Below are 22,795 nucleotides of genomic sequence, written 5' to 3'. Positions count from 1 at the left end.
TGATGCCGCCGTCCGGGTCGACGTCGGGCTGGTGGAACCGCGTGAACAACAAAGTCGCCGCGTGGTCCTGCCCCGCCGGCCACTCGGAGATGCCGGCGGCCGGCGTTCGTCGCCGACCGCACCTGGGCGGGTGTCTTCGGGTCGGCGGCGACGCCCGGGAAGTAACCAACAGCCGGGCGCGGCCGGCGTTGAGCTGCAGCGTGCGAGAAATGCCGGCCGTTTCAAGATTAATGAATTTGGAACGGCGGCCGTGACGCACGTGGAATCAGCCAGAATGGCCACCATCAAAATACATGCTCCGCCGGCTAGGGGAAATCCAAACCGATCCGGGTTCGGCCTCCGCGGAAATGGTTGAGATCGACTGCTAATGGGTTGATCCGCATGGCGTAGCGACCAGGGTGTGGATCGGGATTAACTGGTCCTGGCCGGAACCTTCCCGCCTGAGCTGCAAGCTGCCAAGGTTGCGGGCTGCCTCGGCGCTTCCGCCGCGGGGGTCGTCCGGGCGACTTGGTTGCGGGAGGGCGCCGAGGCGCTGCCGGCGCAGCTCAGTTGGCCGCGATCGGCAGCGCCCCGGTCTCACGCTTTGCCAGTGAGGGCGGCGGCTCGGTCGAGGTCGGCCGGGGTCACCGTGGCGAGTGAGCCGAACAGCTTGACCGCCTGGTAGTAGGTCCAGGCCAGGCTGTTGCAGGCGGCCTGGCTGGCTGAGCTGTAGGTGGCGCAGACTCGCCTGAGGTCGGCGTAGAAGGTGTCGTCGACGCGGGACTTGTTGGCCGCGAAGGTGCCGATCGCCTTGTAGTTGCGGTAGCCGAAATCGTGGTGCCAGCAGGGGATGTCGAAGGCGTAACCGAGCGGGTTGTCCGGGCTGGACGAGCAGTAGTCGGTCGACCAGTCGAAGCTGTAGGAGGCCCACGGTGCCCGGTCGTTGCGGGCGGCGTTCCAGGCGTTGAAGCTGGCCGCGGTCGGCTGGGTCCAGTTGGACAGGACGGTGGCCTTGCTGTCGGCCGCGTAGGCGGCGCCGGCGGGGAACAGGGCGGCGACGGTGAGCAGCAGGACGACGAGGATTCGCCGGGTCATCGGAGCCTCCTTGGCAGGGGTTGCCCGGAGCCTCGGAGGCAGACGTGAACCGATAGATGACGGTGAATTAACTTTGCCGGAGTTCGGCGGAAGGCCCTAACCGGCCTTCCTTAACGAGCCCTAACCTGATCACGTGGGTGTCCCTGACCGGCCGGCGGCGACGACGGCCAGCACGCCCGCCGCGACGATCGGGAGGCCGATCGACAGGATGCCGAGCAGCCCCAGCGCCAGCTGCAGCGCGCCCGCGGTGAACAGCGCCGGCCGGTGCCGCGGTGCCGCGGCGAACGAGCCGTAACCGGCCAGCACCGCGGCCACCGCCAGGCCGGCGACGAACCAGACGGCCGGCTGGTTGCCCTGCCGGCTGATCAGTCCGAGGTAGACAACGATCATGATCAGGGTGAGCGCGGCCGAAGCCATCGCCATCCGCCGTCCGGGGGTCATGCCCTCATCGTGACAAGCGCGACGCCATCGGAGAAGGCCGGAAGCCCTTGAAGAGCAGGTAGAAACCGAGCGCCAGCTCCCAGGCCGCGATCGGGAGGGCGGCCAGCGCGGCCAGCGGGGCGTCCCGCTCGTAGAGGCCGAACAGGATCGCGACGTCGGAGGCCAGCAGCAGGGGCGCGCCGATCAGGCCGACCACCGGAATGACCCGGGGCACCAGGCCGGACTGGTACATCACGCTGCCCAGGAACGCCGCATTGAGAACGGGCATCAGGCTCTGGCCGACCAGGAACGCCCCGTCGTAGACCGCCAGCAGGGTGTGCCCGGCCGCGACGAGCGAGGCCGGGTCCGCGCCGGCGGCGTCGCGGCGCAGCGTCAGCAGGGCCAGCAGGCTGACCGCGCCGAGCAGGATCAGGCCGGCCTCCAGCAGCCGGGAGCTGAGGAAGCCCACCGCGGCCGTCTCGCTGCGCCGCTTGGCGATCGGGAACAGCGCCACGGCGGTGCCGGCACATGCCAGGGCCAGCAGAACCTCGAGCAGAATGCCCCAGGTGACGGACGTGGCACTGCCGGCCCCGAGCACGAAGTCGGCGTTGTCCCGCACCGGTTGGTACAGCACGAGGGTAGGAATCGACGTGAGAAACGTCAGCAGATAGAGGGCGCCGGCAATCCGAGCGTTCACGCCACAACCTCGCCGCGCGCGACAGGATCTTTCACGAACGCGGAGTCTACGACCTGCGCAAGTGCGCCGCCGGGGTCTCGAACCCCGAACCCTCCGCTTAAGAGGCGGATGCTCTTCCATTGAGCTAGCGGCGCGTGCCCCTGGGGAGAGTCGAACTCCCGGCCTCCGGATTCGTAGTCCGGCGCGCTGTCCAGCTGCGCTACAGGGGCGTTGTGTCGTCGGGTGGGGTCGAACCATCCGGCTTCCGCGTTATGAGGGCGGCGCTCTTCCGCTGAGCTACGACGACGTGGGCGTGGACTCGGCCGGGATCGAACCGGCTGCCTCCTGTTTGCAAGACAGGCGCTCTACCCAGGGCTTATCTGGTGGATCACGCGGGCTGCGGCGTGGCCCAGCCCGCGCCTGACGGCGTCCGCAGAACGGCCTCATACAACACCGGTATGAGACCGCCCTGCGGCCGACGCCAGCCACGCCCTGGACCTCGCCTCGCTCCCACGTGATCCACCAGATAAGCCCTGGTGAGCTACGAGCCCTCCGCGAGGGCGAGGAACGGCGGTGCACGCGTTGGCCGGGTAGCGCAAGTATTCCCGTCCAGCGAGCCGGAGCCAGCCCGCGTTGCCGCCATTCCTCGCCCTATTTAATGGATGTTTGAAATGCGCGCACGGGCGGCCGGAATTGAACCGGCAACCTACGGCTTTGGAGGCCGTTGCTCTGCCAATTGAGCTACGCCCATAAGAAAGCCGCCCGTCCCGAGGTGGGAGGGCGGCGGCGGAAACCGTTACGGCATCAGCCGTTTCGCCAGCTCACTCCCGGGGAGCGCCACTTCGCCACGCGTCGCATGGCGGGGTCGACCAGACTGGTGGCCTGCCACATCATCTCGATCCCCTTTCGCGCTCTCCCGTGCTGACTTCCCAAAGATTAATGCACCGCCGCCGCCTCGACAACGCTTTTATTCGACGTCGGTCACGGTCGGGCCCAGACCGACGCGGCCGAGAAAATAGGGGCCCCGGCCGGCGGGCGGCCGGGGCCGGAGAATCACATCGACCAGCCGTCGCGGTATTCGACGGCCAGGCCCGGTTGCCGGCGTCGCTCACCGTGCCAGGCGCCGGGGACCGGCTCGGTGCGGATCACGGCGGGCCGGTCCACCAGGACGCAGTGCTGCTCGCCGGGCCACCACCAGCCGCCCGAGCGGGCCAGCGTCGCCCAAGTGGAGAACGCACCGACCGGCGAGGCCAGGCCGAGTCGGTGCAGGGTGTCGGCGTGCCCGATCCACGCGGCGTCCTGGTGGCCGTACCAGCAGACCGGCAGTTGATCTCGGGAGGGGAAGCCGGGCACCGCCGCCCGGATCGGGTTGTAGATCTCGCCGGCCAGGGTTCGGAACAGGGCCTCCCGCACGCCCTGATGCAGCAGTTCGTGGAAGGGCAGGCCGGCGTCGAGGGCGGCCTCGGGCCGCAACGACGGCCAGGGTTTGCCCTTCGGGCGCTGCATCGGTTTTCGGTCCGGCGACGGCTCGACGTAGGTCGCCGCCATCCGCGACCGCAGGTGAGACAGCCCGGCCGCGATGTCACTGGCGATCGGCCAGCCACGGCCGGCGATGCTCGCCCGCCCGGCGACCCTGTCACCGGCCCCCAGCCGGCCTGCGCTGGGCTTGCCTGCGCCGGATGAGCTGGATGCGCTGGGTTTGCCTGCGCCGGATGAGCTGGATGCGCTGGGTTTGCCGGCGCCGGGTGCGCCGTCGGGCTGCGGCCGTCGATCGGAGACATAGGACCGCAAGGTTTGGTGGGTGGGCAGGCCGGCTAGGTGCGGCACGGCGGCCACGGGGGACAGCACCCAGATGAATTCGGGACGGGCACGCCGATGCGAGGCATAAATCGAGGCGATGGCCTCTTCGGTGGCGGGCCGGTCGGCCGGCTCGGTGCTCAGACCTAGGTCGAGCCATTCGTCGCGGATCTTGATGGCCTCGGCCCAGAGGCCCGGCTGGAGCGCGGCAGCACGCCGCGCGGTCGCGATCAAAGCGCGAGGGCGCGCACGCCCTTTCGAGTGGAGTTACGCATCTGATCATGATGACCGCGCGGCGCGGGCCGGGCAACCGAATTACTGCGGGGCGCCCAGGTCGTCCAGGGCTTTGACGGCGCCGCGGTGCAACGGCACCGGGTCGGTCTTGCGGGACTTGTCGAGGGTGATCTCCTTGGCAGCGGCGTTCGCCTGTTCCAGCTGGGCCTTGCGGTCGAAGAGCACCCTGGTCAGCACGCATGCCACGTTCGGGTCCAGGTCGGCGCGCACCAGCAGGAAGTTCGGCACGATGATGGTCGGCACGTCGGCGGCCGTCTTGTAGGTGGACGCCGGGATGGCTCCCGTCTCGTACACCGGGTTGATCTTCTGCAGGTCGGGCAGGACGGCGGTGATGTCCAGGAATTCGACCTTGCCGGCCGACGTGGTCAGCAGGTCGGTGATGCCGGGGGTGGGCAGGCCGCCCGACCAGAACAGCGCGTCGATCGAGCCGTCCTTCATGCCGTCGACGGTTTTGGTGAGGTCGAGTTTCTGCGCGCTGATGTCCTTGGCCGGGTCGAGGCCGGCCGCGGTCAGCACCCGGTTGGCGATGACCTCGGTGCCGGATTTCGGCGATCCGGTGGAGACGCGTTTGCCGCGCATCGCGGCGACATCCTTGATGCCGGCGCCTTTACGCACAATGACCTGGGTGTAGTTGGTGTGAATGCGGGCCAGCGCCGCGATCGGCTGTTTGCTGGTGAAACTCCCGGTGCCGTTGATGGCGTCGGCGGCGGTGTCGGCGAGCGAGAACGCCACGTTGTAGGTGCCCGCGACCACCTGCTGAATGTTCTGCACCGAGGCGCCGGTCTCGGCCGCCGTGGCCTTGACCTTCCCGCCCGCGGCGCCGATCTGTTCCGCATAGGCGTTACCTAGCGCGAAATACACCCCGGTCGCATTTCCGGTCGCGATTCCCACCCGGGTGTCGCTGGCAACGTCGCAGGTCACGTCGCCGCCCGCGTCGGTCGAGGCGGCATCCTGCCGCCCACCGCAGCCCGCCGCCCCCACGACCAGAAGCCCGACCACACCGATTGCCGCTCGTCTCATCTCAACCCCGTTCAGTAGGCGATTCCTTCTCTTCTGCAAAACCAGCTGAGCGGTCCGCTTCCGCATCTTTTGAGTACGCGTTCCGCTCTTCCAGCCCAACGTTGGCGGTTGCGGACTCGCGCAACTTCGCCGCAGTCCCGAATGAAGCGGAATCGCCCGGGGCCGACCCCGTCGAGCGACGGCGCACGAAAGCCCACACGGCCGCCGCGATCAGGGCGGTCACCCCGACCCCGATCGTCAACGGCTCCAGATAGAGCAGCAGCAGACCGGCGACCGCGGCGAGCAGCCTGCTCGGCGTACCCGCCGCTCCTATGCCTGGCACCCAGCCGCCGGTCGCCACCGCCAGCCCGAGCACCGCGAGGGCCGCGACGATCGTCGTCCAAAGGACGTCGATAAAAGAGCCCCGGGCCAGCAGCGCGGACCCGGAATCGGTGAGCACGAAGGCAACCGGGACCAGGAACGCGGGCAGCGCGTACTTCAGCGCCTGCCACATCGTCGGCACCGTGCGGCCGCCGGTGATGGCACTCGCGCCGACCGCAGCCAGGGCCGTCGGCGGAGTCACCTCGGACAGCACCGAGTAGTAGAAGACGAACATCGCGGCGGCCGGCGCCGGCACCCCGAGGCCGAGCAGCGCCGGCCCGATGATGACCCAGCCGATGATGAAGCTGGCCGTGACCGGTACGGCCAGGCCGAGAATCGCCAGGGCCACCGCGGCCAGGATCACGGTCAGCGCGAGCACCGCGGTCGGGTTCGAGGTGACCGCCTGGGCGCCGGAGACGAGCAGCGACGCGAGTTGGGCGCCGAGCCCGGTCTTGGTGGTGGCGGCGGTGATGATGCCGGCGGCGGCGCACACCGCGACGACCGGCAGCACCCCGCGCACCCCGGCCGACAGCGCGCTGAAGACCCGCGGCGGGGTCATCCGGCAGCGCGGGTCGAGGAAGGAGAGCAGGAACGCGGCGAGGGTGGCGTAGACGACTGCCCGGGTGGCGCTGATGTCGAGCGCGAGCAGGACCACGATCAGGATCAGCGACGAGAAGTGGTAGCCGAAGCGAAGCAGCAGTCGCCACGCGCTGGTGGCCGGCACCTCGATCGAGCGGACCCGGAAGCGCCGCACGTCGATCTCGACGGCGAGCAGGATGCCCAGGTAGTAGAGCAGGGTGGGGATGGTCGCCCAGCCCAGGACGGTCAGGTAGGAGACGTCCAGGTACTCGGCGACGATGAACGCGGCGGCGCCGAGCGTGGGCGGCGACAGGATCGCGCCGACGCCGGCCGCGGCCAGCATGCCGCCGGCCTGTTCGGCCGGGTAACCGGCCCGGCGCAGCAGCGGCCAGGTCACCGCGCCGACGCTGACCGTGGTGGCGGTGCCCGAGCCGGAGACGGTGCCGAGCAGGAAGCCGGCCGCGACCGCGGTGCGGCCGGCGGCGCTGCGCGACTTGCGGAACGCGGCCACCGACAGGTCGACGAAGAAGCGGCTGGCGCCGGAGAGATCGAGGACGGCGCCGTAGATGGTGAACAGGACGATGTACGTGGCGGCGACGTCGAGCGGGGTGCCGTAGAAGCCGCTGCCCGAGTTGTAGAGCGCGTCGACGATCTGGGCGAAGTCGAGGCCGGCGTGCGCGATCGGCCAGTTCTGCGGCAGGAGCCCGCCGTAGTAGCCGTAGGCCAAAAACGCCAGGCAGACGATCGGCAGCGCGAGCCCGGTGGTGCGCCGGCAGGCCTCGACCACCAGGATCAGCAGGGCCGCGCCGAAGAGGATGTCGATCGGTTCGAGCAGGCCCTGCCGGTCGAGGAAGCCGTCGTAACCGCCACCGAACGGATTGACCGGGTAGAGACAGGCGATCAGGGCGAGGCCGGCCAGGAGCCAATCCGGCAGCGTCGGCCGCTCCCGGCCGCCGTTGCCAAATCGTGATCGGTACGCGAGGAAAACCAGCGGCAATGTTCCGGCCAAGAAGATGATCAAATAGAACTGGCTGCCCCTTGCGAGCGGCCGGAACACCTGCCAGAGCACGAGCAGCGCCACCGCGAAGGCGACCGCCGAGACGACGGCCCCGATCCGGCCGGAAAGGCTGCGAGCAGGGAGTTCTTCGTCGTCGTAGTGCACCGCGGGCGGATCGTTCACCGTCGAAGGAGATCGATCGACACCCATGTAACGGACAGTACTACGGCGAATATGAATGGTAACTATCCGATCGGTAACGGATACCACAGCGTTTTCATAGCGATCTTCACTAACCTCCCGGCCGTGAACGTGACCTTGGAAGAGATCCGCGAGCGCACCTACAAACCGCGAGATGCCTGGTGGACGGTGCTGCTGGTGGATCCTATCGCCGCCCGGCTTGTCCGATTGGTCGCGCCGCACCGTCGCATCACCCCGAACATGCTCACCCTGTTCGCCACCGTGATCGGGCTGGCCGCGGCGGGCTGCTTCGCGATGCAGTCCCGCTGGTGGCTGGTCGCCGGGGCGCTGCTGTTCCACCTGAGCTTCGTCGTCGACTGTATGGACGGGAAGATCGCCCGGCTGAACGGCACCGGCTCGATCTTCGGGGCCTGGTTCGACTTCGTCTTCGACCGGATCCGGGTCTTCATCTGCGCGCTGGCCCTGTTCGGCGGCCAGTACCTGCACACCGACAACATCGCGTACCTCTGGCTGCTCGCCGTGGTGGTCTTCCTGGACCTGTTCCGGTACCTCAACGGCAGCCAGATGGCCAAGGTCCGGCTGGAGATGCGCACCAAGCTGGCCGAGGTCCTGCCGGCGCGCGAGCCCATCGAGGCGGCCGAGCCCGACGAGGTGAAAGAGAAGGCCTCGACGAAGCGGCAGGTCGGCTCGTTCCTGCGCCGGCACCGGATCCGGACCCACCTGTTCAGCGGCATCGAGTACGAGATGACGGTCTTCATCATCGCGCCGCTCACCGGCTGGCTGATCCCGGTCACGGTCGCGGCCGGCATCCTGCTGCTGATCTTCGAGTCCTGGCTGGTGTCGAAGTTGTGGCGGCAGACCCAGGCGTTCCCGGCCAAACTGCGGGCAGCCGAGGCCGAAGCCGCGGCGTTCACCGATTTCACGCCGTACGAGAAGCACCCGATCTGAACCCGGAACCGGCGCGCCGGCGCAACCCACCACGGGTCGAATGGTCGGCATGCTGAAGCTGGAGACGTTGCACGACCGCGGACTCGCCGACGACTTCTCGACGGTGCTGCGGCGCCGGATGATGGGCCTGGCCCGCGGCACCACGGTGGCGGCGCTCGCGGCCGGCCACTCGTACTCCCCGCTGGTGCGCTCGGGCATCGTGCGCGGCGACATCCGCCGTAGCTTCGGCACCGCCACCGGCGCGGCCCGCGGGGTGTCGCTGGACATCCGGCTGCGGATCACCAGCGCCAACTCGGGTCGCCCGCTGCCCGATTACGCCGTGTACCTGTGGCAGTGCGACCAGGACGGCAACTACTCGCTGTACGACGGCGGGCTGGACCAGGAGAACTACCTGCGGGGCGTGCAGACCGCCGACTCGGCCGGCTGGGCCCGGTTCACCAGCGTCTTCCCGGGCGCGCACGAGGGCCGCTGGCCGCACCTGCACGTCGAGATCTACCCGAGCCTGGCCTGCCGGGATCTGCTCTACAGCGGGAAGGTCGCGCTGCCCGGCGACGCCTGCGAGAAGGTCTACGCGACCGACGGATATACCGCGACGCTCGACCCGGCCGCGATGAGCATGCCGCTGGAGATGGCCTCGGTGACCGGTGACGTGCGCAGGGGAATGGTGGCCACCCGTACGCTCAGTGTTTGAGAGGTTTGAGATGATCGCCACCCCCGGATGGGGCTGGTGTTCAACGCCTCGCCCGGCGCAGTCTGTGCTGATCAGGACGCGCTGAGGGGACATCATGGCGGGCACGGCGGCATTTCGGCAGGCACGGGACTTTCTGGTCGATCATGCCGACCAGTACGACGCGGCCGTGGCCGGGTTCGCCTGGCCGGAACTCGACGAGTTCAACTGGGCGCTCGACTGGTTCGACGTGATCGCCGAGAACAACGACGCGCCGGCCCTCTGGATCGTCGAGGAGGACGGCTCCGAGCAGCGGTTCTCGTTCGCCGAGATGTCCCGCCGCTCCAACCAGGTGGCGAACTGGCTGCGCGCGCAAGGTGTCGAGCGCGGCGACCGGATCGTGGTGATGCTCGGCAACCAGCACGAGCTGTGGGAAACGATCCTGGCCGCGATGAAGCTGGGTGCGGTCCTTGTCCCGGCGACGCCGCTGCTCGGCCCGGCCGACTCGGCGCAGAGGGTGGCCCGCAGCGGCGCCAAGCACGTGATCGCCGCCGCCTCCTCCGCCGCGGCCAAGTTCGAGGGCGTCGACGTCACCAAGATCGCGGTGGGCGACGCGGTCGACGGCTGGCATCACTATGCCGACGCCTATTCCGGAAATGTCGGGTTTGAGGCCGGCGCTACCAAGGCGACCGACACTCTTCTGCTCTACTTCACCTCCGGCACCACCGCGCGGCCCAAGCTCGTCGAGCACACCCACCAGTCCTACCCGGTCGGGCACCTCTCGACGATGTACTGGATCGGCCTGCGCCCCGGCGACGTGCACCTCAACATCTCCTCGCCCGGCTGGGCCAAGCACGCCTGGAGCAACGTCTTCGCCCCGTGGAACGCGGAGGCGTGCGTCTTCATCTACAACTACACCCGGTTCGACCCGGCCCGGCTGCTGGCCGAGATGCAACGCTGCGGAGTCACCAGCTTCTGCGCGCCGCCGACCGTGTGGCGGATGCTCATCCAGTCCGACCTGTCCGCGCTGCGCACCCCGCCGCGGCTGGTCGTCGGGGCCGGCGAACCGCTCAACCCCGAGGTCATCGACCAGGTGCGGAAGGCGTGGGGGGTGACCATCCGGGACGGCTTCGGGCAGACCGAGACGACCGTGCAGATCGCCAACACCCCCGGCCAGCCGGTCAAGCCGGGTTCGATGGGCCGCCCGGTCCCCGGTTACCGGATCGAGCTGATCGACCCGTCGTCACATCAGCCCGCCACCGAGGGTGAGATCTGCGTGGCGCTCGACCCGCGGCCGCTCGGGCTGATGGTCGGTTACCACGGCGACGACGAGCTCACCACGGAGCGGATGGCCGACGGTTACTACCACACCGGCGACGTGGCCTCCCGCGACGACGACGGCTACATCACCTACGTCGGGCGGACCGACGACGTGTTCAAGGCGTCCGACTACCGGATCTCGCCGTTCGAGCTGGAGAGCGTGCTCATCGAGCACGACGCGGTGGTCGAGGCGGCCGTCGTTCCCTCACCCGACCCGGTGCGCCTGGCGGTGCCGAAGGCCTACGTCGTACTCGCGGAGGGTTGGGACGCTTCGGCCGCGACCGCCGAAGCCATTTTCGCGTACGCGAAAGAGCACATGCCGCCGTACGCCCGGATCCGTCGCCTCGAGTTCGGCCCGCTCCCGAAGACCATCTCCGGCAAGATCCGCCGCGTCGAACTGCGCGCCGCTGAGCTGGTGAAGCACGCCGATCCCACCGCCACGCCCGACGGCGAATTCACCGGTTAGGGTTGCGCGGTGCCGCGCCGACGCATCGCCTATCTCCTCGTAGTCGCAGCGTTGCTGGGGGGCATGGCGTTCGCGATGGTCACCACCGCGATGCAGCAGTCGCCGACCATCGACGAACCGGTCTACGTGGCCACCGCCGAGGTGCTCACCCAGCAGCACAGCCTGCGTTACAACCCGGAGCACCCGCCGCTGGGCAAGCTGCTGATGGCGGCCGGGCTGGTCTTCGACGACGCCCAGCTTGATCCGTCCTATCCGGGCAATCAGACCGCGCTGGGCCGGCACCTGCTCTACGAGACCGGCAACAACCCGTTCCGGCTGATGCTGCTGGCCCGGCTGCCGATGATCGTGCTGACCCTGCTGTTCGGGCTGGTCGTGCTCGGGTTCGCCCGCGACCTGGCCGGGCCGTGGGCCGGGCTGGTCGCGCTCGCGCTCTACGCTTTCTCGCCCGACGTGATCGCGCACGGCTCGCTGGCCACCCTGGACGTTCCGGCGGCCGGGATGCTGCTCACCACGTTCTGGATGCTGTGGCGTTCCCGGAAACGACCTCGGCTCTATCTGCCGCTGGCCGGGCTGGCACTGGGTGCGGCGCTGGCGACCCGGATGAGCGCGCTCCCCGCCGTACCCATAGTCCTGGCTCTTGCGCTTTTGTCTCCGGTCGTCATCGGCCGGCCTTCGTCATGGTGGCGTTCGCTGCTCCTGCGGCTGGCGGCCGCGATCGGCGTGGGATTGATCGCCGTCGCCGTGGTGTGGGTTGTCTACTTCGCGGTGGATCGGTCGATGCGGTGGACAACCCCGGCCTATCTCACCAATCCGGGCGGCCTCAAGGGGTTCGTGGTCGACCTGCTGCCGTTCCCCAAGGCCTATCGGGACGGGATTCTGATCCAGTTCCGGTTCGAGTCGCGCAGCTTCAACGGGTTCCTGCTCGGGCACGCCTACCGCGGATCGCCCTGGTATTACCTGCCGGTGGCGCTGCTGATCAAGACGCCGCTCGGGATGATCGCGCTCTGGCTGGCCGGCACGATCACCATGCTGGTGCGGCCGGCGCTGCGAATCGCGACGCTTTATCTGTTGCTGCCCGCGGGCGTGCTGATGCTGGTGGCGATGACCGGGTCGCGCGACTACGGCACCCGTTACGTGATCTTCATGCCGATCTTCCTGGCCGTGGTGTCCGGGACGGTGGTGCTGATCCGGTTCCGGTTCGCCCGGATCGCTACCGGGGTGCTTGTCGCTTTCGTGGCGGTCAGTTCGATGCTGACCTTCCCGTACTACCTGCCGTATTCGAACGAGGCGTTCGGCGGGACCTCGAAGACGCACCTCAACCTGCACGACGCCAATGTGGACTGGGGGCAGGATCTCGGGCGGCTCGGGACGCGGTTGCGAACTGCGTATCCGAACGAGACGGTCTGGCTCGTCTACAAGGGCAGCGGCGTGCCCGGATATTACGGGATTCAGGGGAAAAATCCGCTCGGGGTGCCTCTTGATGACGTGCATGGACTGCTCGTCGTGTCGGACTCGCGGGTGGCGCTCGCCCGGGGCCGGTTGAAACAGCTCATCGACTCGAGCACCGAGATCGACAACGTGGGGTACTCGATCCGGATCTACCGGCGGTAAAGATTAAGGCTCCCCAAAGATCTTCAGGATGACGCCGTGGGAGCGTGCCCAGTAAAGTCCCGCGCTGATGAGCACGAATGAGGCCCCCAGCGGGCACCGCAAACCCGGATCGCCCGCCCGCCGTTTCGCCGTACTCGGCGTGGTCATCGGGGTTGCTGCGGCGGTGGCCGCCGCGGCGTTCGTCCTGCCCGCCGGGGCCAGCGGTTGGTTCTCGTCCTCATCGCCCTCTGTTTCTCCGTCCTCTTCTGTTTCTGTTTCGTCATCGGCCGTCCCCTCGGCTGCCACCTCTGTCGCCGCCGCCCCGGTGTCGGCCGCACCCTCGGCCTCAGCGTCGGCCACTCCCAAGACCGCCGGCCCCTGCGCCCGCCCGGTCGGCGCCGCCCCCGCCACCAAAATCACCCAGGTCAGCGTGGGTTCGGCGGTGAAGGGTTACGGCGGCGAAGGCGACACCGAAGCCCTGCCGATGGCGATCTCGGCCGCTCCCAACGGCGGCTCGTGGCTGGCCTGGCTCGGCACCGACGGCAAGGTCCACCTGGGCCGGCTCGGCTGCGACGACAAACTCGTCGGCACCCCCACCAGCTTCACCGGCATCGACCTGCAGGACGTCCAGGCCGACGCGACCGGCGGCGTGCTGCTGCTGACCCGCAAGGGCGACTGCCACACCGGCCCGCTCTGCGGCGGCGAATCCAGCCCGTGCAACCAGATGGTGATGGTCCGCTTCGACAACGCCGGCAAGACCGTGTGGGAACGCCAGGTCACCAACCTGACCTCGGCCCGCGGCGGCTACGACGACGGCGCCCGCTTCGTCTGGTGGTACCAGCACCACGGCCGGCTGGCGACCGACGGCACCAACTTCGCGGCCTACTTCGGCGTCGCGATCACCGTGCAGAACGGCAGCTGCGTGGACATCCACGAGGGCGACCGGATGCAGGTGGTGAGCAAGTCGGGCGCGCTGCTGAGCGGCCACAACAGCTTCGAGGTCGGGTGCAGCCACGCGTGGACGTCCCGGATCGTCTGGGACCCGCGCGCCAAGAAGTTCGCGATGGTCTGCGCCACCGACAACGACTGCCGGATCGCCCAGCCCAACCCGTACCGAACGGTAGCGGCCGGCACCTGCGACGGCTCGTTGTTCGGCGGCGACCTGGTGCTGGCCAAGAGCTCGGGTTACTGGACGGCGTGGAGCCAGGGCGGGACGGTCCGGCTGTCCCACTTCAGCGGCAGCTCCGCCGCCGACAAGACCATCAAGACCTCGGCCGGCTCGCAACACCCGCACCTGGTCACCTACGGCGCCGGCAAGATGCTGCTGACCTGGCAGTCCGGCTCCACGATGAAGGCCCAGGTCTACAACTCGGGCACCGGCGCGGCCACCGGCAAGCAGTTCACCATCGCCGCCAAGGACCACAATTACCAGGCCTTCAAGCCGTACGCCGACGGCAGCGCCGCCTACCCCGCGGCCGGTTCCACCAGCACCTCCATCAAGATCGCCCGAGTCCTGCCCAGCTAGCTCACGGACTCGTTGAAGGTGATCAGCCGGGGTGGGCGGCTGCTGTCCCACTCGACGACTGTCAGGGCGCAGTTGTCCAGGTTGAGGCCGATCCAACGCCATTCCGGGGCGTCCAGCACGTGGCGGACGAACCAGCCGATTACGAAGTTGTGGGTGATCAGCAGTTCGTTGCGGTCCTGGTCGTCGGTTGCTCCGAAGTGCTCTACGGCGGTCCGCAGGGCCTTCGCGTCCTCGTCTCGCTCGTCCCTGGGCACATCGTCCAGCCAGGAAAGCCACCGCTCCGGGTAGTCGCCGCGCCGGGCGGGGGACGGCACTGGGGTGCGGTCGGTGACGTGGTCGCAGGCGTGCCGGGGAACCGGTCCGAGGTGGGCCGCGACGAGGTCGGCGGTCTGCGCCGCCCGGGCCAGCGGGCTGTGATGGATCGCCGCGAACGGGGTGTTGCTCAATCGTCGGCCCAGCCGCTCGGCCTGCTCTCGCCCGCGCGGTGAGAGGCCGCCCTCGGGTGCGTGGTCGGAGGCCGGGTCCTGCTCGCCGTGGCGTACGAGATGCAGCCGGGTGAATGCCATCGCCCGATCATCGTGGGGGACCGCAACCGGGCGGCCGGCCACGCCGGGGACCTGCCCGAGCACGTCGAGAGCACCACCGGCCACCGGCTCTGACTATCGCGGACCCAGCTCGGCTATGTCGTACCCGTCGGGGTAGGTCTTGGTTTGGATGCCGTCCTCGAAGAGGCCTGTCGGGCGTGGGCGGTGCAGGTGCCGGAGCACGCGCGACCTGGCCTTGAGCGTGGTGTGCAGGGCCGCGCGCACCGGCCACGGCGGGGTGGGCACGCCGGTGGCGGTGCGCTGGCGGTCGTCGTACATCGCGCTCACCAGCGAGTTGCCCAGTGGGGCCAGCGGGCGGGGAAGGCGTTTCAGCATGCGTTCGCGGGTGGAGCGCTCGATGGTCCGGGCGGCGTCGCTGGGCTGCAGGTGGGCTTGGTCGTACGCCTCGAACCAGGTCTCCGTCCCGGACAGGGAGTCGGGCATGCCGGGCACGTTCATGTGCCCGGCCAGCTCGCCGAAGAAGCGGTACGTCGCCTCCCGCTCGTGGCAGCAGGGGCGGCGCCAGCCGTAGCGGTCCAGCCAGCGCAGCGGGAGGACGACGCCGCAGGCCAGGACGTAGAGATAGTCGTCGGCCGGGAAATCGCGGTACGGGCGGTGGATCTGGTTGATCCGGCGGATCGCGGCCCGGGCCCGGGGATCGGCGAAGCCGTTCAGGACGATCTCGTACATCAGGATGCCGGTGTCGTCCGCCCGCTTGCGGGGGCGTTCGAGCAGCTCGCCGGTGCCGACCAGGGTCTCGGCCACCCGGGGGATGGAGAAGGACCGGTTGAACGCGAGGTTGAGGGACAGCCGCATGTCCCACGGGAACTCGAAGCGCAGCATGGTCCGGAAGATCTGCTCGTAGTCGCGAGCGGGATCCAGGGCGCGGGTGGCGGCCAGATTGGCGTATCGGTCTCTCACGTCGTCACATTCAACCAGCCTCCGTCGATGTAATAGGTCGAGCCGACGGTGTAGCTCGCGCGGTCGGAGGCCAGGAAGACGAACAGGTCGGCGATCTCCTCGGGGGTGGCGAACCGGCCGATCGGGGCGTTGTCGTCGGCGATCTTCTGAAGATATTGCTCCCAGGTCTGGTCGGTGCCCTCGGTGAGCAGCTTCGCGGTCTTGACCCAGTCGCCGGTCATCACCAGGCCGGGGTTTACCGCGTTCACCCGGATGTTGTCGCCGATCAGCTCGTTGGCCAGGCACTTCGAGAACATGACCAGGGCCGCCTTGGTCACGTTGTAGATCGGCTCGTAGCCCAGCGGCTGGGTGGCGCAGATCGAGCCGTTGTTCAGGATCACCCCGCCGCCCCGGGCGCGCATGCCCGGCACCAGCGCCCGGGCCAGCCGGACGGCGGCCATCACGTGCAGGTCCCAGTACCACTGCCAGCGGTCGTCGGCGGCCGTCATGATCTTTTCTTCGCTGCCGGTGCCGGCGTTGTTGATCAGGATGTCGGCGCCACCGAACTCCTGCTCGACGACCCGGGCCACCCGGGCCGCGTCGTCCGGCACGGTCAGGTCGGCGGGGACGCCCACCACCCGTACGCCCGGGATGTCGACCGAGCGCAAGCGGGCCTCGTCGCGGGCCACCAGGACCAGATTGACGCCCTCGGCCGCCAGGCCGTGGGCGATCGCCCGGCCGATACCGGCACTTCCTCCCGTTATGACGGCTACCTTGCCGGTGAGACGCAGATCCATCGCCAACTCCGTTCGTGGTGGGTGAGCGGGGGTACTCACCACACGGTTCCATGACGGGCGGGAGGCTCGGGGTGTTCGGGAAGAAGCAGACGGTCGCCGACCAATTGGTCGAGGTGCTGGTGCAGTCGGGTGTGCGCCGGATTTACGGCATCGTGGGGGACAGCCTCAACTCGCTGAGTGACGCCATCCGGCGCAGCGGCGAGATCGAGTGGGTGCACGTGCGCAACGAGGAGGCGGCCGCCTTCGCGGCGTCGGCGGAGGCGCAGCTCACCGGCCGGCTGGCGGTCTGCGCCGGCAGTTGCGGGCCCGGCAACACCCACCTCATCCAGGGCGTTTTCGACGCGCATCGGTCGGGGGCGCCGGTGCTGGCGATCGCCTCGCACATCGTCTCCACCGAGATCGGCACCGGCTTCTTCCAGGAGACCGACCCGAAGCGCCTGTTCGAGCAGGCCAGCCACTGGACCGAGATGGTGTCGTCGGCCGAGCAGATGCCGCGGATGGTCCGGGTGGGCATCCAGGCCGCGGTGGGCAAGCTGGGGGCGGCGGTGCTTGTGGTGCCGGGTGATGTGCTGGAGGCGGCCGCGGTCAACGAGACCGGCACCGGACACCCGATGGCGGGACGGGTGCTGGGCGCGCCGCCGGCTGACGTGATCGACGCGCTGGCCGAGCGGATCAACGCCGCGGAAAAGGTCGCCATCTTCGGCGGGATCGGCTGCGCCGGGGCCCGGGCCGAGGTGCTGGCGCTGGCCGAAAAGATCAACGCCCCGGTCGGGCACAGCCTGCGCGGCAAGGAATCGCTGCAGTACGACAACCCGTACGACGTGGGGATGTCGGGTCTGCTGGGTTACGGCTCCTGTTACCAGGCCTGCCACGAGGCCGACCTGCTCCTGCTGCTCGGCACCGACTTCCCCTACCGGCAGTTCCTGCCGCAGAAGAACACCGTGCAGGTCGACATCGACCCGTCCCACCTGGGCCGGCGCAGCGCCCTCGAGATGGGCGTGGCCGGCGACGTCGGCGCGACGATCCGGGCGCTGCTGCCGAAGCTCGCGCCGAAGAAGCGGGACTTCCTCGATCAGATGCTGCACAAGCACTCGAAAGAGCTGGACCGGGTGGTCGACGCGTACACCCACGACATCGAGCACCTGTCGCCGATCCACCCCGAATACGTCGCCCGGGTGCTCGACGAGGAGGCCGCCGACGACGCGATCTTCACGGCCGACACCGGCATGTGCTGTTCCTGGATCGCCCGTTACATCACCCCCAACGGCAAGCGCCGGCTGCTCGGCTCGTGGGTGCACGGCACGATGGCGAACGCCCTGCCGCACGCGCTCGGCGCGCAGATGCTCGACCGGAGCCGGCAGGTGGTGTCGATGTCGGGGGACGGCGGCCTGTCGATGCTGCTCGGCGAACTGCTCACGGCCCGCACCCACCGGCTGCCGGTGAAGGTCGTGGTCTTCAACAACTCGAGCCTCGGCATGGTGCGGCTGGAGATGCTGGTGGCCGGGGACCCGCCGTTCGAGACCGACCACGACAACGTCGACTTCGCGGCGATCGCCCGGGCGGCCGGTTTCCACACCGTGCGGGTGGAGAAGGCCGCCGACGTGCGGGCCGCCATGCGCGAGGTGCTCGATCACGACGGCCCCGCCCTTCTGGATGTGGTCACCGACCCGGACGCCCTGGAGCTGCCCCCGCACATCACCAAGGAGGAGGCCAGCGGCTTCGCTCTGGCGATGGGCCGGACCGTGCTGGCCGGCGGGGTGGGCCAGATGGCCCACCTGGCCCGCACCAACCTGCGCAACGTTCCTCGTTAGTGCTCGGCCCGCAGCTCGGCGCCGACCTCGTGGAGGTGGCGCAGGGCCTGGGCGTACGACTCGGTCAGCGACGTCATCTCGTAGGGCACGCCGATCTCCGCGCAGTAGCGCTGGACGATCGGCTGTGCCTTGCGCAGGTTGGGGGTCGGCATGGACGGGAACAGGTGGTGCTCGATCTGGTAGTTGAGGCCGCCCAGCGCGTTGTCGACCAACCAGCCGCCGCGCACGTTGCGCGAGGTCAGCACCTGCTTGCGGAGGAAGTCTTCGTCGCCGGTCGGATGCGGCATGCCCTTGTGGTTGGGGGCGAACGTCAGGCCCAGGTAGACCCCGAACAGGGCCTGGTGCACCACGAGGAAGGCGAGCGCCTGCAGCGGCGACAGCACCAGCAGCAGCGCCGCCGCGTAACCGGCCAGGTGCACCGCCAGCAGGACGGTCTCCACGCCACGCTTTTTCACCGTGCCGTCGCGCAGCGCCCGGATGCTGTCCTTCTTCAGCGAGATGCCCAGCAGGGTGAGCAGCGGGAAGAAGAGCCACGCCTGGTAGCGGGTGAGGAATCCCTTGCCCCGGGCGGCTTCCGGGCTCCACACCAGCACCCCCGGGCCGACGTCGGGGTCGAGGTCGTCGTGGTTGGGGTTGGCGTGGTGCTTGGTGTGCTTGTCCATCCAGTAGCCATAGGACATGCCGATCGCCAGGTTGCCGGCGACCAGGCCGGCCCGGCGGCTCGGCGCGTTGGTGCGGAACACCTGCCGGTGGGCCAGGTCGTGGGCGACCAGTGCGACCTGGGCGAACACCACGGCCAGGAAGGCGGCCACGGCCAGGGTCCACCAGGAGGAGCCGATCAGGAAGAACGCGGTCCAGCCGGCGGCCAGCGCCGCGGCCACCGCACCGAGGCGAAAGGCGTAATAGGCCGGCCGCCGCTCCAGGAGGCCGGCCGCGTTGATGCGGCGGCCGAGCTCGGCGAAGTCGCTGCGCGGTCGCGCTGTCGTGGTCGTCATGCCGGTCAACTCAACCGGTTCGCGGGTTCCGAGTCAGGAGTGCCAGGCCTACTTTCGGGAGTAGTGCTAGCACTACTGAGTTCCGTGCCCCGACCCGCCAGGATGGAACCCATGGAGACGAGAGACTGGCTTCGTGAGGGGTTGCGGGCGGTGGCCGGCGGGGTGCTCGCGATCGCTCTCTCGATCGCGAATGTGGTGCTGCTCGTCCTGTTCCTGGTCGCGCTGCTCACGACCGCGGTCTGGGGCCTCGGCCTGATCCTGCTGCCGCTGGTGACCGTGCTGGTGCGGCTGCGGGCCGACGCCGCCCGCGCGGTCGCCGGGTGGCAGGGCGTGCCGATCGAGCGGCCCTATCGTCCCCGGCCGCCGATCGCCCGGCCGGTCGGCTGGCGCGCCTACAAGTGGATCGTCACCGACCCGGCCACCTGGCGCGACCTGGCCTGGCTGGTGCCGGGCGCGGTCGTCGGACTGGTCCTCGGCGTCGCCTCGCTGCTCATCCCGCTCTACGGGGTGGAGGGCATCATCCTGCTGCCACTGTGGATCTGGCTCGGCACCGGCTGGTATGGCTACGGCGTCATCTGGCCGATCGACACGGTCAGCGAGGGCCTGCTGTCGCTGCCGCAGGGCGCCCTGTTCCTGGCCATCGGCCTGGCCGCGGCACCCTACCTGCGCCGCTACGACGCCCTGTTCAACCGGCTGCTGCTGGCCCCCACCACCAACGCCCGGTTGCGGGCCCGGGTCACCCAGCTGTCGCACAGCCGGGCCGACACGGTCGACGCCCAGGCCGCCGAGCTGCGCCGCATCGAGCGCGACCTGCACGACGGCGCCCAGGCCCGGCTGGTCTCGCTCGGCATGACCATCGGCCTCGCCGAGGAATTGTTCGGCCGCGACCCGGAAGCCGCCAAGCGGCTGCTCGCCGAGGCCCGCGAGGCCAGCTCGACCGCGCTGGTGGAGCTGCGTCACCTGGTCCGCGGCATCCACCCGCCGGTGCTGGCCGAGCGCGGGCTCGACGGCGCGGTCCGGGCGCTCGCTCTCAACCTGCGCCTGCCGACCGCCGTCGACTCCGAGGTGGCCGAGCGGCTCGACACCCCGGTCGAGTCGGCCGCCTACTTCGCGGTCGCCGAGGCGCTGGCCAACGCGACAGTGCACAGCGGGGCCACGGTCGCCTACGTGAGCATGCGCTGCGAGGGCGACACGCTGCGCATGGAGGTCGGCGACGACGGCCGGGGCGGCGCCGACCCCGACCGTGGCACGGGCCTCAAGGGCATCGGCCGCCGTCTGGGCGCTTTCGATGGCACGATGACGCTGTCCAGCCCGCCCGGTGGGCCGACCATCGTGACCATGGAGTTGCCGTGCGTGTTGTCATCGCCGAGGACCACGCTCTCCTCCGGGACGGACTGACGCGGCTGCTCGAGGCCTTTGAATTCCGGGTGGTCGCGGCCGTCGACAACGGCCCCGCGCTGCTGCCCACCCTGCTCGGCCACAAGCCGGACGTCGCGGTCGTCGACGTCCGGCTGCCGCCCACCTTCACCGACGAGGGTCTGCAGGCGGCGATCGCGGCCCGCACCGCCGTGCCCGGCCAGCCGGTCCTGGTGCTGTCCCAGCACGTCGAGCCGCTCTACGCGCGCGAGCTGCTCGGCGACCGCAGCGGCGGCGTCGGCTACCTGCTCAAGGACCGGGTCTCCGACGTGGCCCAGTTCATCGACGCGGTCCGGCAGGTGGCGGGCGGCGGCACGGTGATGGACCCGGAGGTGGTGGCCCGGCTCCTCGACCGCAGCCGCCCGCTCGACGTGCTGACCGGCCGGGAGCGCGAGGTGCTCGGCGAGATGGCGGCGGGCCGCTCGAACGCGGCGATCGCGGCCCGCCTGTTCGTGACCGAGAAGGCGGTGAGCAAACACATCAACAACATCTTCACCAAGCTCGACCTGCCCCCGTCCGAAGACGACAACCGCCGCGTCCTGGCCGTCCTGGCCTACCTCAACGCCTGACCGGAATTGCGTTGCTCGTATCCCCGGTTACCGCCGACGCTTCAGTCATGGCGGGCATGGTTGACATCTATACCCTCGGGGACGAGGACATCCGGATGACGCTGGACCGCAACCAGGTGGAGTGGGTGCGGACCTGTGAACTGCTGGCCCGCTGGCTCCCACCAGCGCCGGGCCGGGTGATCGACGCCGGCGGCGGACCCGGCCGCCAGGCCCGGCACCTGCTCGACCTCGGCTACGAGGTCACGCTCTACGACATCGTGCCCAAGCATGTGGACCAGGCCCGGGCCAAGGGCGTGCCGGCCCAGGTGGGTGACGCGAGGCGGCTGCCGGCCGGCGACGAGACGGCCGATGCCGTGCTGCTTCTGGGGCCGCTGTACCACCTTCCGGATGCCGCCGACCGTGCGCAGGCGCTCACCGAGGCGTCCCGGGTGCTGCGCCCCGGCGGAGTCCTGGTGGCCGCGGCCCTGTCGCGCTGGGGCCGGGTCTTCGTCCGGGCGGCGGCCGGCGAGCTCGGCGATCCGGCCCGGCACCGGCACACGGTGGCGTCGATGCGGCACGGGCATGTCGAGGAGGGCGACGGCTGGGACCGGGTGGCCTACCTGCACGACACCCGCGAACTCGAGACCGAGCTACGAACCGCCGGGCTGCACCACGTTCAGGTCGTCGGAGTCGAAGGCCCCACCGGCGCGTGGGCTCGGCGCGACCCGGCACTCAACGCCGGCGCGTTGGAACTCGCGCGAGTCGCGGAGACAGCCATGGCCGAAGCCTCTATCCATCTCCTGGCCTGCGGGACCAAGCCCGCCTAGGCCTCGCGACGGGGCCGGAGGGGAGTGGAGGACGGACCGGGAGTCGGGCGGGCGGGCGCGGGGGTCGCTATCTTGGCGGCGTGGCAGTTGACGAGAGGACGCGGATGACGGCCGGCTATGCGAACGCCGCCGGTGTCACCTGGCTCGGCGACGCCGCGGAGGAGGCCGAGACGGTGGTCAGCATCGCGGCCGCCGGGAGGTGGATCGTGGCGACCTGCGTCGCGATTCTCGTTCGGCAGGGCGACCTTGATCCCAACCTGCCGGTGCGCACGCTGCTGCCCGAGCTGCCGGCCTGGGCCGCGCCCATCCGCCTGCACCACCTGATCCACCACACCAGTGGGCTGCCTGGGGAAGCGGTGCCGGCCGGGCGTGGCGACTGGATCGAGGGGCTGTCCCGGCCGGAGGCCGAGCCGGGGACGGTCTTCTCGGACAGCGACATCGGTTACGCCTGCCTGGCGATTCTGGCCGAGCGGGCCGCCGGCCGGCCGGTTGCCGAGATCGCCCAGAAGCACCTGTTCACCCCGCTCGGCATGGCCTCGACCCAGTTCCGGGCTGGGCCGTCCGGCGACGAGGTCTGGTCGACCGCGCGCGACATGCTGCGCTGGGCCGAGGCGATGCACATCGGCGCCCTCGGCCCGCGCCTCACCGCTGTGCTGCGCCAGCCGGGCAAGCTGCGGGACGGGGCCTTCGTGCCGTACGCCTGGGGTTCGCACATCCTGCCCGGCGAACGCGGTCCTGCCTTTGCACACACCGGCCGCTCGCCCGGCTGCGTCACCTTCGTCATCGCGTCGCCGGCGACCGCCACGTCGGCCATCGTCATCGCGCTCACCGACGACCCGGAGCCGGCCGAGTCCCTCGGCAAACAGCTGGTCGGCCTCACCGGGTAAAGCGCGAAGGCCGCGCTCCGGCCTGGACCCATCGCCCGGGTCGCGCCGGCGGCAGCCGCCGAAGGCGGGGTTCGCGATAATTGCGGTTGTCGAGCG

General features: G+C 69.7%; 20 protein-coding genes and 5 tRNA genes. 10 read left to right on the top strand and 15 right to left on the bottom strand.

Going from position 1 to position 22,795, the window contains the following annotated elements; translation table 11 throughout:
- Positions 1 to 576: 576 nt before the first annotated feature.
- From Ate02nite_RS05025 to Ate02nite_RS04975, 11 genes are all read right to left on the bottom strand, one after another.
- Entirely contained in the window at positions 577 to 1,074 is a 498-nt protein-coding gene (locus Ate02nite_RS05025; protein WP_203799480.1) for a phospholipase, read from the bottom strand.
- A gap of 129 nt (positions 1,075 to 1,203) precedes the next feature.
- Complete coding sequence (locus Ate02nite_RS05020) at positions 1,204 to 1,515, bottom strand: hypothetical protein (RefSeq protein WP_203799477.1); 312 nt, start codon at positions 1,513 to 1,515, stop codon at positions 1,204 to 1,206.
- A gap of 4 nt (positions 1,516 to 1,519) precedes the next feature.
- Positions 1,520 to 2,191: a DUF4386 domain-containing protein gene (locus tag Ate02nite_RS05015; RefSeq protein ID WP_203799474.1), complete on the bottom strand. Its 672-nt coding sequence runs from the start codon at positions 2,189 to 2,191 to the stop codon at positions 1,520 to 1,522.
- Positions 2,192 to 2,253: 62 nt separating this feature from the next.
- Positions 2,254 to 2,325 (bottom strand) — tRNA-Lys (locus Ate02nite_RS05010).
- A 1-nt stretch (position 2,326) separates the two neighbouring features.
- Positions 2,327 to 2,400: transfer RNA gene (locus Ate02nite_RS05005), tRNA-Arg, on the bottom strand.
- Positions 2,401 to 2,404: 4 nt separating this feature from the next.
- Positions 2,405 to 2,477, bottom strand: a tRNA-Met gene (locus tag Ate02nite_RS05000).
- Between the two features lie 7 nt (positions 2,478 to 2,484).
- Positions 2,485 to 2,547 (bottom strand) — tRNA-Ala (locus Ate02nite_RS04995).
- Positions 2,548 to 2,848: 301 nt separating this feature from the next.
- A tRNA-Trp gene (locus Ate02nite_RS04990) sits at positions 2,849 to 2,921 on the bottom strand.
- A gap of 302 nt (positions 2,922 to 3,223) precedes the next feature.
- Complete coding sequence (locus Ate02nite_RS04985) at positions 3,224 to 4,201, bottom strand: DUF6745 domain-containing protein (protein ID WP_203799471.1); 978 nt, start codon at positions 4,199 to 4,201, stop codon at positions 3,224 to 3,226.
- Positions 4,202 to 4,282: 81 nt separating this feature from the next.
- Positions 4,283 to 5,281: a TAXI family TRAP transporter solute-binding subunit gene (locus tag Ate02nite_RS04980; protein ID WP_203799469.1), complete on the bottom strand. Its 999-nt coding sequence runs from the start codon at positions 5,279 to 5,281 to the stop codon at positions 4,283 to 4,285.
- Between the two features lies 1 nt (position 5,282).
- Positions 5,283 to 7,427, bottom strand: coding sequence for a TRAP transporter permease (locus Ate02nite_RS04975; protein WP_203799467.1), 2,145 nt, complete (start codon positions 7,425 to 7,427; stop codon positions 5,283 to 5,285).
- 96 nt (positions 7,428 to 7,523) lie between these two features.
- On the opposite strand from Ate02nite_RS04975, the gene Ate02nite_RS04970 reads away from it, so the two are divergent.
- From Ate02nite_RS04970 to Ate02nite_RS04950, 5 genes are all read left to right on the top strand, one after another.
- Positions 7,524 to 8,366, top strand: coding sequence for a CDP-alcohol phosphatidyltransferase family protein (locus tag Ate02nite_RS04970; RefSeq protein ID WP_203799464.1), 843 nt, complete (start codon positions 7,524 to 7,526; stop codon positions 8,364 to 8,366).
- A gap of 49 nt (positions 8,367 to 8,415) precedes the next feature.
- Entirely contained in the window at positions 8,416 to 9,057 is a 642-nt protein-coding gene (locus Ate02nite_RS04965) for a dioxygenase family protein (RefSeq protein ID WP_203799461.1), read from the top strand.
- A 94-nt stretch (positions 9,058 to 9,151) separates the two neighbouring features.
- Entirely contained in the window at positions 9,152 to 10,819 is a 1,668-nt protein-coding gene (locus Ate02nite_RS04960) for an AMP-binding protein (protein ID WP_203799459.1), read from the top strand.
- Positions 10,820 to 10,828: 9 nt separating this feature from the next.
- Complete coding sequence (locus Ate02nite_RS04955; RefSeq protein ID WP_239147128.1) at positions 10,829 to 12,430, top strand: glycosyltransferase family 39 protein; 1,602 nt, start codon at positions 10,829 to 10,831, stop codon at positions 12,428 to 12,430.
- Between the two features lie 67 nt (positions 12,431 to 12,497).
- Complete coding sequence (locus tag Ate02nite_RS04950; protein ID WP_239147127.1) at positions 12,498 to 13,934, top strand: hypothetical protein; 1,437 nt, start codon at positions 12,498 to 12,500, stop codon at positions 13,932 to 13,934.
- Here the strand turns inward: Ate02nite_RS04950 and Ate02nite_RS04945 are convergent.
- From Ate02nite_RS04945 to Ate02nite_RS04935, 3 genes are read right to left on the bottom strand one after another with little or no spacing between them, the layout of a single operon-like run.
- Entirely contained in the window at positions 13,931 to 14,584 is a 654-nt protein-coding gene (locus Ate02nite_RS04945; RefSeq protein ID WP_239147126.1) for a histidine phosphatase family protein, read from the bottom strand. The two genes, Ate02nite_RS04950 and Ate02nite_RS04945, sit on opposite strands and share 4 nt — an antisense overlap.
- A gap of 9 nt (positions 14,585 to 14,593) precedes the next feature.
- Positions 14,594 to 15,439, bottom strand: coding sequence for an oxygenase MpaB family protein (locus Ate02nite_RS04940; protein WP_203799456.1), 846 nt, complete (start codon positions 15,437 to 15,439; stop codon positions 14,594 to 14,596).
- Positions 15,436 to 16,215 carry an SDR family NAD(P)-dependent oxidoreductase gene (locus Ate02nite_RS04935; RefSeq protein WP_203799454.1) on the bottom strand — a complete coding sequence of 260 codons (780 nt, stop codon included), beginning with the start codon at positions 16,213 to 16,215 and terminating at the stop codon, positions 15,436 to 15,438. Before Ate02nite_RS04935 ends, Ate02nite_RS04940 begins: the two co-directional genes overlap by 4 nt.
- A gap of 71 nt (positions 16,216 to 16,286) precedes the next feature.
- Between Ate02nite_RS04935 and Ate02nite_RS04930 the strand changes: the two genes are divergently transcribed.
- Positions 16,287 to 18,026, top strand: a complete 1,740-nt coding sequence (locus Ate02nite_RS04930; protein ID WP_203799451.1) for a pyruvate dehydrogenase — start codon at positions 16,287 to 16,289, stop codon at positions 18,024 to 18,026.
- Here Ate02nite_RS04930 and Ate02nite_RS04925 read toward each other — a convergent pair.
- Positions 18,023 to 19,021, bottom strand: coding sequence for a fatty acid desaturase family protein (locus Ate02nite_RS04925; protein ID WP_203799419.1), 999 nt, complete (start codon positions 19,019 to 19,021; stop codon positions 18,023 to 18,025). The two genes, Ate02nite_RS04930 and Ate02nite_RS04925, sit on opposite strands and share 4 nt — an antisense overlap.
- A 111-nt stretch (positions 19,022 to 19,132) precedes the next feature.
- On the opposite strand from Ate02nite_RS04925, the gene Ate02nite_RS04920 reads away from it, so the two are divergent.
- The 4 genes from Ate02nite_RS04920 to Ate02nite_RS04905 all read left to right on the top strand — a co-directional run bounded on the left by Ate02nite_RS04920 (position 19,133) and on the right by Ate02nite_RS04905 (position 22,699).
- Positions 19,133 to 20,419: a sensor histidine kinase gene (locus tag Ate02nite_RS04920; protein WP_203799417.1), complete on the top strand. Its 1,287-nt coding sequence runs from the start codon at positions 19,133 to 19,135 to the stop codon at positions 20,417 to 20,419.
- On the top strand, positions 20,371 to 21,006 hold the full coding sequence (locus Ate02nite_RS04915; protein WP_203799414.1) for a response regulator transcription factor: 636 nt from the start codon (positions 20,371 to 20,373) through the stop codon (positions 21,004 to 21,006). Before Ate02nite_RS04920 ends, Ate02nite_RS04915 begins: the two co-directional genes overlap by 49 nt.
- Before the next feature lie 47 nt (positions 21,007 to 21,053).
- Positions 21,054 to 21,812: a class I SAM-dependent methyltransferase gene (locus Ate02nite_RS04910; protein WP_203799411.1), complete on the top strand. Its 759-nt coding sequence runs from the start codon at positions 21,054 to 21,056 to the stop codon at positions 21,810 to 21,812.
- 80 nt (positions 21,813 to 21,892) lie between these two features.
- Positions 21,893 to 22,699, top strand: coding sequence for a serine hydrolase domain-containing protein (locus Ate02nite_RS04905; RefSeq protein WP_203799408.1), 807 nt, complete (start codon positions 21,893 to 21,895; stop codon positions 22,697 to 22,699).
- Positions 22,700 to 22,795 lie beyond the last annotated feature (96 nt).

The organism is Paractinoplanes tereljensis (assembly GCF_016862435.1).
In the GTDB taxonomy this organism is placed as follows: domain Bacteria; phylum Actinomycetota; class Actinomycetes; order Mycobacteriales; family Micromonosporaceae; genus Actinoplanes; species Actinoplanes tereljensis.
The sequence above is the reverse complement of the archived record's forward strand: the minus strand, read 5'-3'. Positions and strand labels throughout refer to the sequence as shown.

Coding starts and splice junctions, on each gene's coding strand:
- Ate02nite_RS04935 (WP_203799454.1), bottom strand. CDS start 16,215: ATGGATCTGCGTCTCACCGGCAAGGTAGCCGTCATAACGGGAGGAAGT.
- Ate02nite_RS05020 (WP_203799477.1), bottom strand. CDS start 1,515: ATGACCCCCGGACGGCGGATGGCGATGGCTTCGGCCGCGCTCACCCTG.
- Ate02nite_RS04965 (WP_203799461.1), top strand. CDS start 8,416: ATGCTGAAGCTGGAGACGTTGCACGACCGCGGACTCGCCGACGACTTC.
- Ate02nite_RS04960 (WP_203799459.1), top strand. CDS start 9,152: ATGGCGGGCACGGCGGCATTTCGGCAGGCACGGGACTTTCTGGTCGAT.
- Ate02nite_RS04980 (WP_203799469.1), bottom strand. CDS start 5,281: ATGAGACGAGCGGCAATCGGTGTGGTCGGGCTTCTGGTCGTGGGGGCG.
- Ate02nite_RS04910 (WP_203799411.1), top strand. CDS start 21,054: ATGGCGGGCATGGTTGACATCTATACCCTCGGGGACGAGGACATCCGG.
- Ate02nite_RS04920 (WP_203799417.1), top strand. CDS start 19,133: ATGGAGACGAGAGACTGGCTTCGTGAGGGGTTGCGGGCGGTGGCCGGC.
- Ate02nite_RS04950 (WP_239147127.1), top strand. CDS start 12,498: ATGAGCACGAATGAGGCCCCCAGCGGGCACCGCAAACCCGGATCGCCC.
- Ate02nite_RS05025 (WP_203799480.1), bottom strand. CDS start 1,074: ATGACCCGGCGAATCCTCGTCGTCCTGCTGCTCACCGTCGCCGCCCTG.
- Ate02nite_RS04925 (WP_203799419.1), bottom strand. CDS start 19,021: ATGACGACCACGACAGCGCGACCGCGCAGCGACTTCGCCGAGCTCGGC.
- Ate02nite_RS04975 (WP_203799467.1), bottom strand. CDS start 7,427: ATGGGTGTCGATCGATCTCCTTCGACGGTGAACGATCCGCCCGCGGTG.